Raw genomic sequence first — 15,374 nt, 5'->3', positions numbered from 1 at the left:
TGTAGTTATCTTGAAGAATGGCTTTAACCTAAAGTTTTTAAACTCATACCACCGTCCACAACAAGCACTTCACCGCAGACTGCGTCATTTTTTGCTAAGAAGACTACTGCGTCGGCTATTTGCTCAGGTGTAATCCATTTTTTGGTAAGGTGACCTTCCGCTAAACTATTTTTTTCAGCATCTGACAGTTTGCCCCACATTGGTGTTAGGGTTCTGCCAGGAGCTACCGCGTTTACTAAGATTGTAGGAGCAAGTTCTTTTGCCAAGTTTTTCATGTAAGATTCAGTCGCCGCTTTTGAAGCAGAATAGGCAATTGCGCTCGGTCTACCGTTGCCCAATTTAGCATGAATTGAAGAGATAAAAATGATCTTCCCACTCTCCATCATCTCCTTGGCTTTTCTGGTAACATCAATCTGTGCAAAAAAGTTCGTCTCAAAGGTATTCCTAAAAGCTTCTAGATTAAACGGGCCATCTTGAGAATCAAAAATACCAGCGTTATTTATAAGTATGTCGATTTTGCCAAATTCTTTTTTTATTTTTTCAAACATTTTTGTTACTTCGCTCCCACTAGAAATGTCTGCTTTTACGGTTAAGCAGTTAGACTTAGTCTTTAAGCTAATAGAGAGCTTTTCGGCAGCAGTATCATTGGACGTGTAGTTGATAACTACGTTTGCGCCTTCATTTGCCATAGCCAAGGCTATTGCCTTACCCATCCCACTTGTTGCACCAGTAATCAAAACCGTTTTACCTTGTAAAATCATTACCTTCTCCGTTTAAATGGTGCGCGAGAGAGGACTTGAACCTCCACAGGGTTGCCCCCACTAGTACCTGAAACTAGCGTGTCTACCGTTCCACCACTCGCGCATATTAGATATTATAAGGTTCAAGTCAGGACTTGGCCACCTTTTCGGCGGCCACTTACAGCGGCCCCGAAACTTCGTCTATGAAAACAAGTTTTCAAGAGAAGATTTCCTTGCAAAAGTTCATTGAGCTTTTTCACCCGCCTCAACTTACTTACTGCAAGCAGTAAATCAGTTTCCGGCCTTGCGCCGTGCCACTGGCACGGCTCACCTCCACAGGGTTGCCCCCACTAGGTCACGATCTCGGTGATCCGCCTAATGGCGGATTCAGCCGAGTCCCGACCCGCCCTCGTCAGACTGTCAACAAGTCGCCAATCTGGACTGCGGGTTTCCGAAGCGCCCCTGGCGCTTCTCACCTGAAACTACGCTTTGTCTACCTCCGCCAGCAGGAGTACCACCACTCCAACTTATTGAGTCTAAATTAATCTAGCTCACTTTGGCCGGTACGGATGCGCCAAAGGCGCACATTGCGGAAGCGATCGGCCGCAGCGTTTATCCGCTTGGGGTCAAAACCACTTAAACCACCATGAACAACGTAATAAAAACGTGGTTGGTAGAGCCCGATTGCCGGGACTTGCTCGTTCCAGGCTTCTGAAAAAGGCTTGTACTTTATCGCTCTAATAGCTGGGTCAATTCTAGTCCGCCCGGCTTCAAGAGCTTTATCAGCTATGGAGTTTTTAAATTCCGAGAGATTGAGTCGTGTTTGTGACCGCGGATCGGCCTGACTACTGTGCCAGTACGGAAAAATGTCTGAATCCGAGCCTATCGTAATTCCATACACCAACACATCGTAATCGTGCCGTGCGATTGCTCCGCTCTGTAGCTCTTGTTCCGGCTGCAAAATAACATCTAAGGCAACTCCGACGTCGTACCACTGCTTTTGCAGGGCTTGGGTGACAACTGCGTATTCGGTCAAACTTTGTGAGAATAAGCGTAAGGACAAACTTTTGCCGTCTTTCTCCCTGATACCCGAGGCTGTTTTTAGCCAGCCAGCCTCGTCAAGTAGCTTTTCGGCGCCATTTTTGTCATAGACAGCCTGTGCATATTCTGACGAATAGCCTAGTTGGCCTTTCAGAAACGGTTGATCTACCTTGATTAGAGGGTAACCAATCGCCTTTAAAATCGCATCTTTGTCGGTGGCTTGATTAAGAGCACGACGCACCTTGGCGTCGCTAAGTATCGGCGAAGAATTATTCAAAAAAGTCATCACCGCACTGGTTAAAGGAATATTATAGATTGATACATTCTCTTCACCCTCGACATCAGTCTCACTCATACCGACGGCGGCATTTATACTTTTTTGCTTGAAAGCCTTAGTCAACTCTGCCGAGTCCCTAAACGACAATACAACAAAACGTTCTATGCCGGGTTTACCTCTAAAATATTCGTCGTTACGGTCCATACTGATCACTTCTTGGCGATCTTCTGGCGTTGCACCCGAAACCTCTACCGACTGAAGTTTGAACGGACCCGTCCCAACCAAACGTGCCGTATTGAAAACATCGCTCCTTAGCTGCTCAGGCTTCACCCCCCACAGAATGTGCTTTGGTACTATTGCCGTGGTCAATGAATATTCGAAGCCTGCGAGTGAAGAGCTAAGACTAAATTCCACAGTTAACCTATCGGGTGCGCTAATTTTTACATCTTGCCAGCTGCGCTGTAAAGGCGAACGAGTATCGGGGTTTTGGATTGTTTGAAAAGTGTAAACTACATCATCGGAACTAAAACTTGCGCCGTCATGCCATCTGACATCGTCACGCAACTTAACTGTATAGACTTTTCCACTAGAGTCGACGGACCATTCTTGTGCCAAGGATGGAACCAGATTGTTGGAAGAATCATAGGTCAGTAGTCCGTTGAAAATTAAACCACTTACAGCGCTGTCGACTGTGCCAGTCGCAAAGATAGGATTGCCGTTTGTAAATGTTCCTACTATGCCCTCGCGATAGGTTCCGCCTTCTATTGGTCCCTGTCGTAGGTAATAGCGTCCTAGGCCACTTGTTTGATAAATTACGCCGACAACCAAGACGGTCAAAAGACCTAGCCAGCTAATGAGAAAGCGCTTTACGCTAGCGACTTTTTGGATTTTGTCAAAAACATACTTATCAACACCAGCACCTGCATCTTGACCAACCCGATTTAACTGTTTACGTTTCAGCCTGAACTTACGCCTCAGCCGCTTTCTGGTTTCTTGCTCAAAGTCGTTTGTCATAAATCGTTATAATAGATCCCACCCAGACTAATCTTAGGAAGTAACAATTCCTGCTAAGATGCAAAACACAAAAATAACTGCAAGGATTATCGTTAACTTGAAGATTGATGCCTCGGAACCGCGCCTAACGGTGTTGACTTCGCCGCCGCCGCCAAGTCCAGCGCCCAGACTGGCGCCTCTTGTTTGTAGCAAAATTAAGACAATCATCAAAAGCCCTGATACAACACTAATTACAAACCATTTACTCATATTTTTCCTCCTCAATTAACCCGGTTACAAAAAAGTTTACTAATCCTATTACAACTCCAGCCAGCATTGCACTAACAAAATCAGCAACTTCTAGCCTTGAGTAAAAATGAGCAGCCAACATCACTGTGAGGCCGTTTATCACAACCATAAAAATACCCAGAGTAAGGAGAACTGCCGGCAGACTCAAAAAAACAATCAGAGGCTTGATAAAGGTATTTATCAGGGCCAAAACTAGCCCAGCAGTCATCATCACCCGAAAGCTGTCCTGATAGTTAATCCGGTCACCGCCCAACAGATTAGCCGCAATCCACAAACCCAGACTGCAAACCAACCAGCGCAAAGCAAATTTACCAAACCTGTTCATTAACTATTAGTATAAAGTAGAAAGTGGAAAGTAGAAAGTACTAAAGCTACTTATGTATTGAGCATTAGAAGTTACCTTACTAGCGACCATAAACTATAAACATTTAACCCTTCATTTGCTAAGCCACCTGGCACCAGTCTTCGTAATCAGCACGTCGTCTTCGATTCTTACGCCGATCCTTTCGGCAGGCAAGTAAATTCCTGGCTCTATCGTCAAAACCATATTTTCCTCCAGAGGACGTTCGTAATCACCTGCATCGTGCACATCTAACCCTAGAAAATGACTTATGGCGTGCGGCAATACTTCGTCAATCTGTTGTTTATGCTCAATTAGCCGGTTTTGCTTGTAACAATCAGCCGCAAACTTTCTAACTTGACTAGCGTAATCTCTGAGATACATCCCCGGTCTTAATAGACTAAAAGCAAAATCCTGCACTTCTTTTACGGCCGCTACACACTTGACTTGCTTGGCAGACACCTCACCAATCACCCAAGTCCGCGAAATGTCGGCCGCGTAATTCGAGAACTCTGCACCGACATCCAATAGCAGAAGATTGTCATTTTTTACCGATTGGTCAGAAGCACGATGATGGATAGTCGCCGCATTTTTGGCGCTCGCTATGACCGATTCGAAAGCAACTCCATTTGCTCCACGTTTCAAGAACTCTGCCAACAAGTAGTTGCTGAGCTCCAGCTCTGATTTTTGTGATGACAATTTTTTCTTTAAAGATTTTAGGCTTTCGATCGTTATGTCTATAGCTTGCTGAATGGCCTCTAATTCTATTTTTTGCTTAACTGAGCGTAGCCGGGCTAAGTCCATGCGGCAATCAACTCTTTTGACGCCTGCTTTTATTAAGCGTTTTTCTAAAATGGCGCGGGCCGGGTTAGTAAACATCCCGTAGGTACTTAAGTAAGGATCTGGCGGACTAGGTCTAGCAACCTTTATCTTAGCGAGTTTTAATTGTTCTAATTTTTCGCTAAACTGTTTGCTCGAAATGTAGTTCTTGATGCCGCTAACTTCTTCGTAACTTCGAGTGTTTACTTCGCCGTCCCAAAGGTTTCTGTGATCGTCTCGATCAGGTAGTACAATATATTCTTCAGCGTCTTGATCTATGTACAAGATCAGATCTGGCTCAGTAATCCCTGTTAAATACCAGAAGTTGCTATCTTGCCGAAAAACAAATGGTGTATCTGCCGAACGCTGCAACTGCCCGTTGGCCGCTACAACTATCGCAGAACCGGGTAGCACCTTACATAGGCGCTGCCGGTTTGCGACAAAAAACTTCGCACTAAATTTCATCTAGTTTATAATAGCAAGCCCACACCCGCTAGTGCCATGCCCCCTTTCATACATAATGACTCTAGTTGCCATAAAGATTGTTCAAGTTTCAAGATTTCTGTTTTCACAAAGGGATTAAAAGCTACTATGGTTTCTAGTAAAGCCTCACTGTGAGCGGCATCAAGTAAAGCTAGCTCTCCTGCGATAGAGCTCGAAAATGTTGCGAGAGCTGAATCTTTAAGCTGCCCTAAGCCAGCCTGATTCGCCAATCTGCCCAAAACAAACGTTACAGCTTGAATTTTTGCCATCTCACGGTCATGTTCTTCAGCAGTCATTTCGACTATGTCTAGGCCTCTTTCGTTTTGCCAGAAATCGAGAATTGCTTCAGCTTTCTCACCTTGTTTCTTGGTAACAATTACTGTTTTACCCTCTAATCCATCCTTAGTACTTTGTGGCCCAAACAGTGGGTGACAATGCAAGAGTTGCGGAAAGTCAGGATCTATCGTTTCCACAACCTTCTCTGGGAACATTTTTACAGAACAGGCATCGATAATTAAAGGGTCAACCCAGCCCGCTTTAATTGACGGGTCGATCTCGTCCCACGAACTTTTTACTTTAGGAGGAACGATTACATCTTTTAGTACACCTTGTAAATTTTGTGCAGGAACTGTTAGTAGCACTGCATCACAGGCACTAAGGTTTATCGCCAATACATTATCCTTGCTTTTTGGTAGTCCGGGGTCAGATATTAATATTTTTGCATTTGGTAACATGTGCTGCTTCATTAGTTGACCCATAGGACCAAAGCCAGCAATACCAATAGTTTCAATACTTTTCATAGTATATACACCTCGATTTAAGATTAGTTATTAAATCTTAATAAGTGCCAGATCAAAGATCAGATATAAAAAAATACTTTGATTTTTATTAGCAACGAGGCATTAATAGCGATCTACCGTATCGTAATACGGAGCATTTTTGCGAGATATTTGTCTATACGTTAAGTTGATCATAGTTTGTATTAATTATATTTAGTTTTCATTTACTGTCAAGCTTTCGGTTTGCTCGCATATATTGTTTTAGTATCGAGGCACGTTTTTCACCTAAGATTTTGTCTAGCTCAAAATCTCGAGCCTGTTCCACTCCTCTTGCCGATCCAAATTCTTTGATAAGCTTTTTCTTTAGGGTCGGGCCAATGCCTGGCACTTCCTCTAGCCAGCTTCTGGTCTGCCGCGAGCGCTTGAGTGTTGAATGATATGAAACGGCAAAACGATGACTTTCATCGCGGATCCGCTGCAAGAGCTTAACGATATGCGATTCATGGGGTAGACCAATCATAATAAAATCTTCTGTTTCCCGAACCAGAGCTCGCATAGCCCTTGCCTTTAATATCAGCTGTTCTTCGTCAATCCCTAATCTTTCATCTTGTTTCTTTATGACAATCTCTTCTTCTTTCTTAGCAAGCCCAATCATCGGCACTTGACTAAACTCCAAGGATAGTCCTTGGAAAGTAGTTTTGTCTCTGTTATTTTGGGTTGATGGATTAACTTTAAGATGTGTTATGGTATTATTTATTAATGTTTCGCGAGCCTCTAGGGCGGCGGCCAATTGCCCCTTACCACCATCAATCAGCAATAGGTTCGGCAAGCCCCAATCTTTGACATGTTTTTCGCTAAGTCTTCTAGTTATAACTTCGCGCATGTGAGCAAAATCGTCGTTTCCCGGCAGTCTCATTTTGAATTTTCTGTAAGCCGCCTTATTTGGAATGCCCTGCTCAAACACGACCATACTCGCGACAGTGTCTGTGCCGCTCATATGAGAAATATCAAAACCCTCGATTCGACGTGGTGGCTTCTGTAAACCGAGCAAACTAGCCAGCCCATTGAGGCCTTCGTCTTTTGATAAATCCAGAAACTCTCGATCAGAAAAAATAATTTGTTTGCCTAAGCCTTTCATAGCACTCAAACGGTTTCGATAATACGCAGCTTCCTCAAAACGTTGTTCGCGGGCTGCAAGCTTCATTTCCCGCTCAAGCTGCTTAGTTAGGTCAACCTTTTCTCCTCGCATATACTTTGCAAGCATTTTGAGATTAGCTTTGTACTGTTTAATCTCTTCGGGGCTACTCACTTTTGGTTCTAGGCCGATCTGCTCGGGCAATTTACTTTTTAGTTGATAACTGTTTACTGATGACTGTTTGCCGAAATAGGGAAATACCCTCCGCAGATATTTAAGTGCCCTTCGTACCGCCCAACCGTTCACAAACGGACCGATATACTCTGCACCGTCGTCTAATGGACGCCTAGTGAACGCAACAGTAGGCACTTCTGATTTATGATCGATTCTAACGTAGCTAAGAGATTTATCATCGCGCAGTAATATGTTGTAGCGCGGCATATAGCGCCTAATCATCTCTGCTTCTAAAAAGAGTGCATCGATCTCGCTCTGCGTCTCAATCCAGTCTGTATCAGTAATCTCCAAGACTAGTGCTTCGGTTTTCGGATCACGGTTTCTGGAATTTTGGAAGTACTGTCTGACTCTATTTTTAAGCACCGCCGCTTTGCCGACATATATAACTTCTCCACTTGCCGACTTATGGAAGTATACTCCGCTGCTAGCGGGTAACGTTTTGAACTTTTCTAATAGCGCATGGCTTGGCATGACAATATTATATAGTTTATTTAGTTTTCAATTGCATGGATTATCGTACTGCTCACCAAAAACGAGCACCTTACTCGCCAATTTATTTGCCCTGTAGCATTTTAGGGCTTTACTTCGCGACATACCGAAATCAGTTTGCAAAAAATTAATCCAGTTTTCGCCAATTTCTGGTGTCTGTAATCCGCTATCCTTACCGTTGGAAGGCTTATGGCCAACAGCTTTTTTAGTGTCTTCATCATTGCCATTGCCAGTAAGTGCGCTATCTACAAATTTGCCGAGACCAACTATTGCTCTGCCTAGATTAATAACGACTATGTCATGAGCATCCGCCACCATAACTACTGGCACACGCTCCAGATACTCGCCACCCCTTTCATAAGCACTACCCCCCCCACAAGCCAAGACCTAAAGTAGCAGCCGCGCCTACAGAAAACTTTTTGCTACTTAGTGAATTTATCATCCCCATTTTTACTCCTTAATGGCTGAGTTGAGTTTGTTTTAGCCAATTATTGGTATTCTATAACTATATTAACTAATCAGCAATAATTTGACGGCCTGATAGTTATTAAGCGACTTTACTTGTGCAATCTTCACAAATTACATGTAGTTTGCGGCGGATATTGGTAGAGTTAACCTGATTACTGGTCTTGGCACCACACGTTTCGCAACTAGCTATGTCTTTGGCCTTTGGGCTAAAACCCATTTTCATACGGTCGTCAAAAACAAAAAGTTTGCCTTCCCATAGACCATCGTCGCCAAACTTTTCGCCGTACTTCACTATGCCGCCATCGATCTGATAGACCTCTTTAAAGCCGCGATTCTTCATCATAGCACTCAAGATTTCGCAGCGGATTCCGCCCGTACAATAAGTAACTATCGGCTTATTTTTGTAATTGGCTATTTCTCCATTTTCGAGGTCATTTTTGAAGTCTCGGCTTGTGACGGTGTCGGGCACAATAGTGTTTTTGAAGCGACCAATCTGAGCTTCGTATTTGTTGCGTCCATCATAAAATATGACGTCGTCGCCTCTTTCCTCTATCAGCTTGTGAACTTGGGCTGGCTTGAGGTGTTTACCGCCGTTTTCGATACCATTTTCGCTCACCACTATCTCGTCGGCGGCATCAAATGCCACAATTTCAGGTTTTACTTTGACCTTCAGCTTTGGAAAATCTTCCAGTCCGCCCTGGCTCCATTTGTAAGTAATACCCCGGAAAATAACTGATTCGTTCATGGCTTTTTTGTATGACTTAAGACTTTCAACTTCGCCACCTAACGTACCGTTGATACCATGAGGACTTATCAAAATTCTACCTTTAAGCCCCAACCGTAGACACAGCTCCCGCTGCCAGCGCATTGTCATCTCTGGGTCTTTAACGGGAGTGAATTTATAATAGAGAATAATCTTTTGCTCTTTAGTATTCATCCTTAGTATTATACACCTCTTAAAAAGTCTTGACATCGCAATTTTATAGATGTAAAATTGTAGACATATTTACAAAATAATGAGGCGGCCAAAAACTTAGCTTATCGAGGCAAGTAATGATAAGCAAAAAAACAAAAACTATCTAACATATTAATAATTAAGCAGGCCTATTAGGAGGAGCTTGCTATGAAAAAACGTACCGACTCAACTGCCAAGCAAACTCTTGCTATCTACTGGCAGCATGCCCGAAAATACAAACGCCAGATGTGGATCATTTATCCGAGTATGGTAGCCGCGCAAGTAGCCGAGGATTTCATCCAACCGTTAATCATCAGTGGCCTACTTAACCAAATTGCCTTAGGCCAAGGCAATAGCTTAACCAACAGTTACTTGGCTAAAATCTTTTTGGCTGTAGCTGCACTAGATGTTTTTGGGCACCTAATGTGGAACCGTGTGATAGTTCCAACTTTTTGGCGTACCCAAGAATCGATAATGCGCGACCTCAATATGAGTGTTTTTAAACACTTGCAGACAATGAGCTACCGCTTTTTTTCCGACCGTTTTGCGGGATCACTAGTTAGTCAAACCAACAAGTTCGTCGGTAGTTTTGAAAGGCTAACCGACCCGTTAACCTGGAACGTATTCAAACTAATCGTGGCACTTACCGCAACCTCCGTGATTATTGCGCCCAAATCACAGGTAATAATCATCGCCCTCTGGGTACTGATCTTCATTTATGTGCCGGTAATTTGGACATACCGCCGTCGGCAGCTACCATTCAACAAACGCTGGGCTTCTGCCGACACCAAGCGCACTGGCCAGATTGCTGATGCCATCACCAATATCCAGGCTGTAAAGGCATTCAGCGGCGAGGACTTCGAGGTTGCCAGAATGCAGCAGCGCGCAGACGAAGTATTTAGTAGATCGATGGAAACCATGAAGATCGCTATGCGTCAGGAACTTGTCAGTGGATCACTGCAGCGCAGTATCAACATCATTGCTATTATTGCATCCCTAGCCTTGGCTGCTAGAGGTAAGATCGAAATTGGCCTGGTATACCTGGTTTCGAGCTATATTATGGGTATTATGCGCCGTCTCTGGGATCTCAATAACACTTTTAGACAGTTTACCAGGGTATTTGGCGACTCGCATGACATGGCAGAGATTATGCAAGTTGAGCCTGAAATTTCTGACTCGGATCATGCATCAGCCTTTCGGGCAACTAGCGGCAAAGTAGAACTGCGCAAAGTCGGCTTTAGGTATCCAGGTAGCAGTTTAGACGATTATCTGTTCAAGGACTTTAACCTAAGTATAAAGTCGGGCGAAAAAATCGGTCTAGTCGGCCCATCGGGAGGTGGAAAAACAAGTATCACTAAACTACTTTTGCGTTATATGGATATTAATCAGGGCGAGATTCTGATTGACGGCTTTTCGACAACCAAAATGACACAAGCAGATCTAAGAAAATCGATCACATATGTCCCCCAAGAACCTTTGCTTTTTCATCGTACAATCACCGAAAACATCGCTTACGGACAAAGCAAAATTGACCAGCAAGCTGTGATTGCGGCCGCAAAAAAGGCCAATGCGCATGAGTTTATCGAAAAACTATCGGATGGTTACGATACACTTGTCGGCGAGCGTGGTGTCAAGCTTTCTGGCGGCCAGAAACAACGAATTGCTATAGCTAGAGCTATGCTAAAAGACGCACCGATAGTAATTCTAGACGAAGCAACCAGCGCTCTAGACAGCGAAAGCGAAGCGCTGATTCAAGCAGCCCTCAAAGATCTACTGATAGGCAAAACCGCGATTGTCATTGCTCATCGTTTAAGCACTATCGCTAGTTTAGACAGAATCGTAGTCCTCGAAGACGGCAAGATCGTAGAAGAAGGTAATCACGAAACCCTCAAAAAGAAAAAGAACGGCCTTTACGCTCGACTATGGTCACACCAGTCTGGCGGCTTCATACAGGAATAGGCTTGCTAAGATAAAAATAGAGCCCCGGAGTAAAATGGGCTCTATTTTTCTTCGACTTAGCGAACAAATCTGTCTAACTTCAAAATAGAGCAAATACACTATTCTGGTTTTTTATCGTTGTCTGCTGGCGCTTCAGTCGCTTCAATTCCACCATTGTCCGAAGGTACTTCAGTCGCACTTGCTTCGGCGTTGGCAGCTGCTTCTGCTTCAGCTTGGGCAGCTTTGACGGCTGGGTCTTCAACTACCGCTATAACCCGACCAGTATCGGTCAAGATTTCTACATTGGCCGACAGCTTTATGTCCGAAACCTTCAAAAGATCTCCAACATTTATCAAAGTCGATCCATCGACTTCTAGCACTTCTGGCAAGTCTGCAGGTAGAGCCTTAATTTCAACAGTATCTAGTTGGCGAGATACATACCAACTAGCTTTTTCGGCTGGTATTTCGCCAACAATTTTCACTGGCACTTCGGTCGTAACGGCTTCGTTTTGCTTGATAGCATAGAGAGCAGCATGGTTGATTGTACCGCGCGCTGGGTCACGACTAACGTCCTTGAACATCACTGCCTTGCTTTTGCCATCAACTAGCAAATCAACGATATGGTTTTTGCCGGCTTCTCGCCATACCTTGGTCAGGTCAGCCGCAAGAGCTGAAATATGAATTGAGTCTTTGCCGCGTTCATGAATAACAGCCGGCACTCGGCCTTCTCGACGCATAACTTTGACTTTTTTGCCTAAAACCGTTCGTGATTCTGCCTGTAATGAAATTTTATCCATAATTGTTAGTTAATTCCTCTTTCGTTAAACAGTATTATAACAGATTGAGTGCCGCTCGCAAAACCAATAATTTTTATTCTTGAAAAAAAGAACCATAGGCTAAGTCATTGTCGGGATAGTATACTGAGTGTAAATGAGTTTTTTAAACCCTGAGCACTTAATTCAGAGTGGCGGCCTGCTGCTGATAGGCCTGATTGTATTCGCCGAAAGCGGGCTGCTTATCGGCTTTTTTTTGCCGGGCGACACGCTGCTTTTGAGCGCTGGCTTCTTCGCTGCTCAAGGGAAATTACCGCTGGTTGGTGTTATAGGCATTGTGATAGTTGCAGCAATCGCAGGCGATAATCTTGGTTATCATATTGGCCGACGAACAGGCCACAGAATATTTCGCAAGAAAGATGGCATAATCTTTAGGCAAGAATACTTAGAAAGAGCTGAGAAGTTTTATGAAAGTCATGGTGGTAAAACCGTGACACTGGCGAGATTTATTCCGATTGTGCGCACCTTTGCGCCGATAGTCGCTGGGGCCGCCAAGATGGATCCAAAACGTTTTATGATATATAACGTTGCAGGAGCAGTAATATGGAGTATTAGCGTCACGCTTTTGGGCTATTTCATAGGCGGGTTGATTCCTGATATCGACAAATACCTACTCCCAGTGGTTGGGATTGCCACTTTAGTCACTTTTTTGCCAACAATTACCCATATCTTGGGCGACCCCGAAACCAGAGACAGACTCTTTGCTAGAATTAAGCAAATTTTTAGGCGCTAATTGTCTACGGGTTTAGAAACGATAATAATCCTTTCACTAAACTGATTTTTATAATCGTCCCAAACACCATTATTTGAGGCAATTACCAGGCTCTCGCCTTGGTTCTCTGTGACTAGTCGGTAAAGTGGCGAGTCTTTTGCGGCGTAGAAGTCAATCGTCTGTATTTTGTACCACTTACTATCTCCACCGTGATTTCGTACCTCGATCACATCGCCTGTCTTGAGCTGATCAATTTTCGAGAAAATGGGTGTGTCACCAAAACGATACCCGACCAGTAGAACAGTCGAATTAGCATTAGTTGGCGCGCTTCCCATATACCAACCTACTTTGCGCCGATCTTGAGTCTGACCGACCGTGCCGTTTTCATGCGCTCCTACTGGTTCGATAGCAGCCGACATGCCTAGTGCAGGTATGTTAAGTGTTGAAGGAACCCTGTCAGGATTCTTTGGCTCGATGTTTGCACCCAATACTGCCGGTGTAGCTGATATGTCGATTGGGGGACCATTCACACTAGATAGAGTAGGATACAGACGACTAAGTAGTGAGCGGTTTGAATGTTTGGCGTTAAAGAAGTAACCAGACGTAGCAACAATCAGAAGAACTGCGAAGGCTGCTGACAATTTTAAGCGCGTATGTCTATAATTCAGTTTTCTTTGGCTACTCTTGCGGCGCTTTATCAGAGATTCAGCTTTTTGATCCACCGTTTTTGGTTGGTAACGAATTTCACGATTTTTGTGATGATAAGGGCTAGCTATCGTACGCTTAAAAAGTGATCTACGGGGTGCGACGTTTTTGGTAATATTGATAGTTTTCGGGGCAAGCTCTGAAACTAGATCTATGAAACGATCAATGTCTTGTTCGTAATCTGATGAAAGTTTGGCGTTTTCTTCGCTTTTTAGCTCACTTAATTTTCGGCCAAACAAAGTCCTGCGCAACTGTGGATTGAGGCGATGGCTGCGCCTTGTAAAGGTTTGATAATTGCTCCGTAGAGCTCGGGCATGATTTTTCATGCGATTTGTTTTTTGTTTAGCTGTTGATCGTGTCGTAGGTGAACACCGAAAGTACGTAACGCTGCTTGTGCATAAGAGATACTTTTCTTTTTCCTTTTAAATTTTAGTTTGTGATTTTTATCACACTAAAAAGATTGTAGCACAAAATTTTCAAAAATGCTAACGTTTTAAACAGCTTTCGACTTAACCGAGTTGATAATTACTCGTACCTTTTATGGCGTCGAGGGCGGCGCTTCAGGACAAGGCCAAAACTGGTCAAGCTCAGTCCATAGTAGATTCCGGCTAATCCCACAGCCACTCCGGTAGCACCAAGCACCTTACCCGTGGAATTGCTGGCCGAAGGCTTGGTAGACGCTTCTGCTGTTGACGTTCCAAGTACTTGCCCCGTACCGCCATTACCACTGCCCACCCCGCCTGCCTGCTGATCAGTATCCGCCGTATCACCAACACCAACTAAGACATACTTTTGTATGGAAGCTCCGGTACTTGCGCTGGTTATCTTTATACACACTTCGTAATAGTTGTCCTTGTTCTCATCTAGCGGAGTTTCATAATCAAAGCTCCGCTTAGTGTAGAGATTAGAATTATTTAACTCGAAGAATCTGCTATCGGAAGGGTTGTTTGGGCAGATTGATATATCGAAATTACTACCGAGACTAGAATTCACTGAGAGTTTTCCTACCAACGACCCAGCTGCTTGGTTTTCTTTCAGTGCTGGTAGACTAACAAAGCTAACATCGACACCGCCACAGAAAACGTTGTCTGCTCCACCATCAGTTATCTTCCAGCCTAGCTTGTTTATCAAATGATCCCGAGCACTGGCTGATGTACAATACATACTCCTACCTGCATCGAATACTACATTGCTGGCTGTTTGATTCGTTGCCCAAGTGTCTAGCATTTGGTCATAGGCGCTTGTGGATAGCGTGGAACCATTAAGTAAGCGTGAGATGTAGGTTATATTGCCAATATTCCATTTCGATATTGATTGGTCATAAGCGGCAGCATTACGAAACATATCTTCAACGTTGAAAACCCGACTCAGGTTCCAATTGTTGAGGGATTGATTAAACGAGCTGGCACCAAAAAACATTCCCTTAGCATTTCCCAGTCGACTAGTGTTCCAACCGCTGATATTTTGGTTGAACGAACCTGCCTGAGAAAACATGTACTCCGTATTAACGGCACTGCTCATATTCCAGCCACTGATGTTTGCGTTAAAATTAGTCGCCCCTGCAAACATATAACCAAAGCCCTCCACACCGGCAACATTCCAGTTTTCAACCCCACCTGTTAAAGATTTTGCATTTTGAAACATGTAGGTTAGACTTTTGACACGAGTTAGGTCTGGAGCGTCGCGAGCATTTATCACCAGATTGGTCGCTCCTTTGAATGCCGCTTCGCCAGATGACCAGGCAATGCTACCCCACTGCACAACACTCAAGATCTTCGCTCGATCGCCGCCATCAGCAAAATAAATCCTTGGGAATTGCCCACTAATTTTTACGGTGTACGTGCCGGGCGAAGCATAAGTATGCACAATTGACCCGTTAACATTTGAATCAGAGCTACCGTCACCCCAGCTAACGGTGTAATCGTAGCTCTCAGCCGGATTAACTGGAATAGCAATCTGATTGGGCGCAGTCACGCCTTCGTTATCAGTCTTCCAAGTCGTAATGAACGGTGTAGCAACTGCACCGGCAGGGGCAACTACAAAAATAGTTGGCAGTATTAGAGCTAGAGCAAAGAATAAATTTTTCACCCTTTTAATAATGTTTATTTTCATTTTTTGACTTCC

At 44.0% G+C, this 15,374-nt stretch carries 14 protein-coding genes and 1 tRNA gene; 2 read left to right on the top strand and 13 right to left on the bottom strand.

Annotated elements, in window-relative coordinates; genetic code table 11:
- Positions 1-23: 23 nt before the first annotated feature.
- From IPO96_03805 to IPO96_03760, 10 genes are all read right to left on the bottom strand, one after another.
- Positions 24-761, bottom strand: coding sequence for an SDR family oxidoreductase (locus IPO96_03805; GenBank protein ID QQS64671.1), 738 nt, complete (start codon positions 759-761; stop codon positions 24-26).
- Between the two features lie 17 nt (positions 762-778).
- Positions 779-864, bottom strand: a tRNA-Leu gene (locus IPO96_03800).
- Between the two features lie 417 nt (positions 865-1,281).
- On the bottom strand, positions 1,282-3,072 hold the full coding sequence (locus tag IPO96_03795; GenBank protein QQS64670.1) for a peptide ABC transporter substrate-binding protein: 1,791 nt from the start codon (positions 3,070-3,072) through the stop codon (positions 1,282-1,284).
- A gap of 33 nt (positions 3,073-3,105) precedes the next feature.
- Positions 3,106-3,321: a preprotein translocase subunit SecG gene (gene secG, locus IPO96_03790; protein QQS64669.1), complete on the bottom strand. Its 216-nt coding sequence runs from the start codon at positions 3,319-3,321 to the stop codon at positions 3,106-3,108.
- Entirely contained in the window at positions 3,314-3,685 is a 372-nt protein-coding gene (locus tag IPO96_03785; protein ID QQS64668.1) for a phage holin family protein, read from the bottom strand. The genes secG and IPO96_03785 overlap by 8 nt, the downstream gene beginning before the upstream one ends.
- A gap of 111 nt (positions 3,686-3,796) precedes the next feature.
- Positions 3,797-4,984 carry an aminopeptidase P family protein gene (locus IPO96_03780; protein ID QQS64667.1) on the bottom strand — a complete coding sequence of 396 codons (1,188 nt, stop codon included), beginning with the start codon at positions 4,982-4,984 and terminating at the stop codon, positions 3,797-3,799.
- Positions 4,985-4,989: 5 nt separating this feature from the next.
- Entirely contained in the window at positions 4,990-5,802 is an 813-nt protein-coding gene (locus tag IPO96_03775; GenBank protein QQS64666.1) for a prephenate dehydrogenase, read from the bottom strand.
- A 199-nt stretch (positions 5,803-6,001) separates the two neighbouring features.
- The gene (locus IPO96_03770; GenBank protein ID QQS64665.1) at positions 6,002-7,621 is read right to left on the bottom strand and encodes an excinuclease ABC subunit UvrC; all 1,620 of its coding nucleotides are present in this window, start codon (positions 7,619-7,621) and stop codon (positions 6,002-6,004) included.
- 27 nt (positions 7,622-7,648) lie between these two features.
- Positions 7,649-7,969 carry a hypothetical protein gene (locus tag IPO96_03765; protein ID QQS64664.1) on the bottom strand — a complete coding sequence of 107 codons (321 nt, stop codon included), beginning with the start codon at positions 7,967-7,969 and terminating at the stop codon, positions 7,649-7,651.
- Between the two features lie 217 nt (positions 7,970-8,186).
- Positions 8,187-9,044, bottom strand: coding sequence for a rhodanese-related sulfurtransferase (locus tag IPO96_03760; protein QQS64663.1), 858 nt, complete (start codon positions 9,042-9,044; stop codon positions 8,187-8,189).
- A 186-nt stretch (positions 9,045-9,230) separates the two neighbouring features.
- Here IPO96_03760 and IPO96_03755 point away from each other — a divergent pair, with 186 nt between their 5' ends.
- Positions 9,231-11,021, top strand: coding sequence for an ABC transporter ATP-binding protein (locus tag IPO96_03755; GenBank protein QQS64662.1), 1,791 nt, complete (start codon positions 9,231-9,233; stop codon positions 11,019-11,021).
- Between the two features lie 98 nt (positions 11,022-11,119).
- Here the strand turns inward: IPO96_03755 and IPO96_03750 are convergent, their stop codons facing one another.
- Positions 11,120-11,797, bottom strand: a complete 678-nt coding sequence (locus IPO96_03750) for a 50S ribosomal protein L25 (protein QQS64661.1) — start codon at positions 11,795-11,797, stop codon at positions 11,120-11,122.
- 133 nt (positions 11,798-11,930) lie between these two features.
- Between IPO96_03750 and IPO96_03745 the strand changes: the two genes are divergently transcribed.
- Complete coding sequence (locus tag IPO96_03745) at positions 11,931-12,566, top strand: DedA family protein (GenBank protein QQS64660.1); 636 nt, start codon at positions 11,931-11,933, stop codon at positions 12,564-12,566.
- On the opposite strand, the gene IPO96_03740 is transcribed toward IPO96_03745, so the two are convergent.
- Both IPO96_03740 and IPO96_03735 read right to left on the bottom strand, forming a co-directional pair.
- Entirely contained in the window at positions 12,563-13,576 is a 1,014-nt protein-coding gene (locus IPO96_03740) for a class F sortase (protein ID QQS64659.1), read from the bottom strand. The genes IPO96_03745 and IPO96_03740 overlap by 4 nt on opposite strands.
- Positions 13,577-13,775: 199 nt before the next feature.
- Positions 13,776-15,362, bottom strand: coding sequence for a BspA family leucine-rich repeat surface protein (locus IPO96_03735; GenBank protein QQS64658.1), 1,587 nt, complete (start codon positions 15,360-15,362; stop codon positions 13,776-13,778).
- Positions 15,363-15,374: the final 12 nt, after the last annotated feature.

It is taken from the genome of Candidatus Saccharibacteria bacterium, assembly GCA_016700315.1.
Lineage (GTDB): Bacteria > Patescibacteriota > Saccharimonadia > Saccharimonadales > SZUA-47.
The sequence above is the reverse complement of the archived record's forward strand: the minus strand, read 5'-3'. Positions and strand labels throughout refer to the sequence as shown.

Excerpts from the sequence above, each read along its gene's own strand:
- secG (QQS64669.1), bottom strand. The coding sequence starts at position 3,321 with ATGAGTAAATGGTTTGTAATTAGTGTTGTATCAGGGCTTTTGATGATT.
- IPO96_03735 (QQS64658.1), bottom strand. The coding sequence starts at position 15,362 with ATGAAAATAAACATTATTAAAAGGGTGAAAAATTTATTCTTTGCTCTA.
- IPO96_03760 (QQS64663.1), bottom strand. The coding sequence starts at position 9,044 with ATGAATACTAAAGAGCAAAAGATTATTCTCTATTATAAATTCACTCCC.
- IPO96_03780 (QQS64667.1), bottom strand. The coding sequence starts at position 4,984 with ATGAAATTTAGTGCGAAGTTTTTTGTCGCAAACCGGCAGCGCCTATGT.
- IPO96_03750 (QQS64661.1), bottom strand. The coding sequence starts at position 11,797 with ATGGATAAAATTTCATTACAGGCAGAATCACGAACGGTTTTAGGCAAA.
- IPO96_03740 (QQS64659.1), bottom strand. The coding sequence starts at position 13,576 with ATGAAAAATCATGCCCGAGCTCTACGGAGCAATTATCAAACCTTTACA.
- IPO96_03775 (QQS64666.1), bottom strand. The coding sequence starts at position 5,802 with ATGAAAAGTATTGAAACTATTGGTATTGCTGGCTTTGGTCCTATGGGT.
- IPO96_03755 (QQS64662.1), top strand. The coding sequence starts at position 9,231 with ATGAAAAAACGTACCGACTCAACTGCCAAGCAAACTCTTGCTATCTAC.
- IPO96_03805 (QQS64671.1), bottom strand. The coding sequence starts at position 761 with ATGATTTTACAAGGTAAAACGGTTTTGATTACTGGTGCAACAAGTGGG.
- IPO96_03770 (QQS64665.1), bottom strand. The coding sequence starts at position 7,621 with ATGCCAAGCCATGCGCTATTAGAAAAGTTCAAAACGTTACCCGCTAGC.
- IPO96_03795 (QQS64670.1), bottom strand. The coding sequence starts at position 3,072 with ATGACAAACGACTTTGAGCAAGAAACCAGAAAGCGGCTGAGGCGTAAG.
- IPO96_03745 (QQS64660.1), top strand. The coding sequence starts at position 11,931 with ATGAGTTTTTTAAACCCTGAGCACTTAATTCAGAGTGGCGGCCTGCTG.
- IPO96_03785 (QQS64668.1), bottom strand. The coding sequence starts at position 3,685 with ATGAACAGGTTTGGTAAATTTGCTTTGCGCTGGTTGGTTTGCAGTCTG.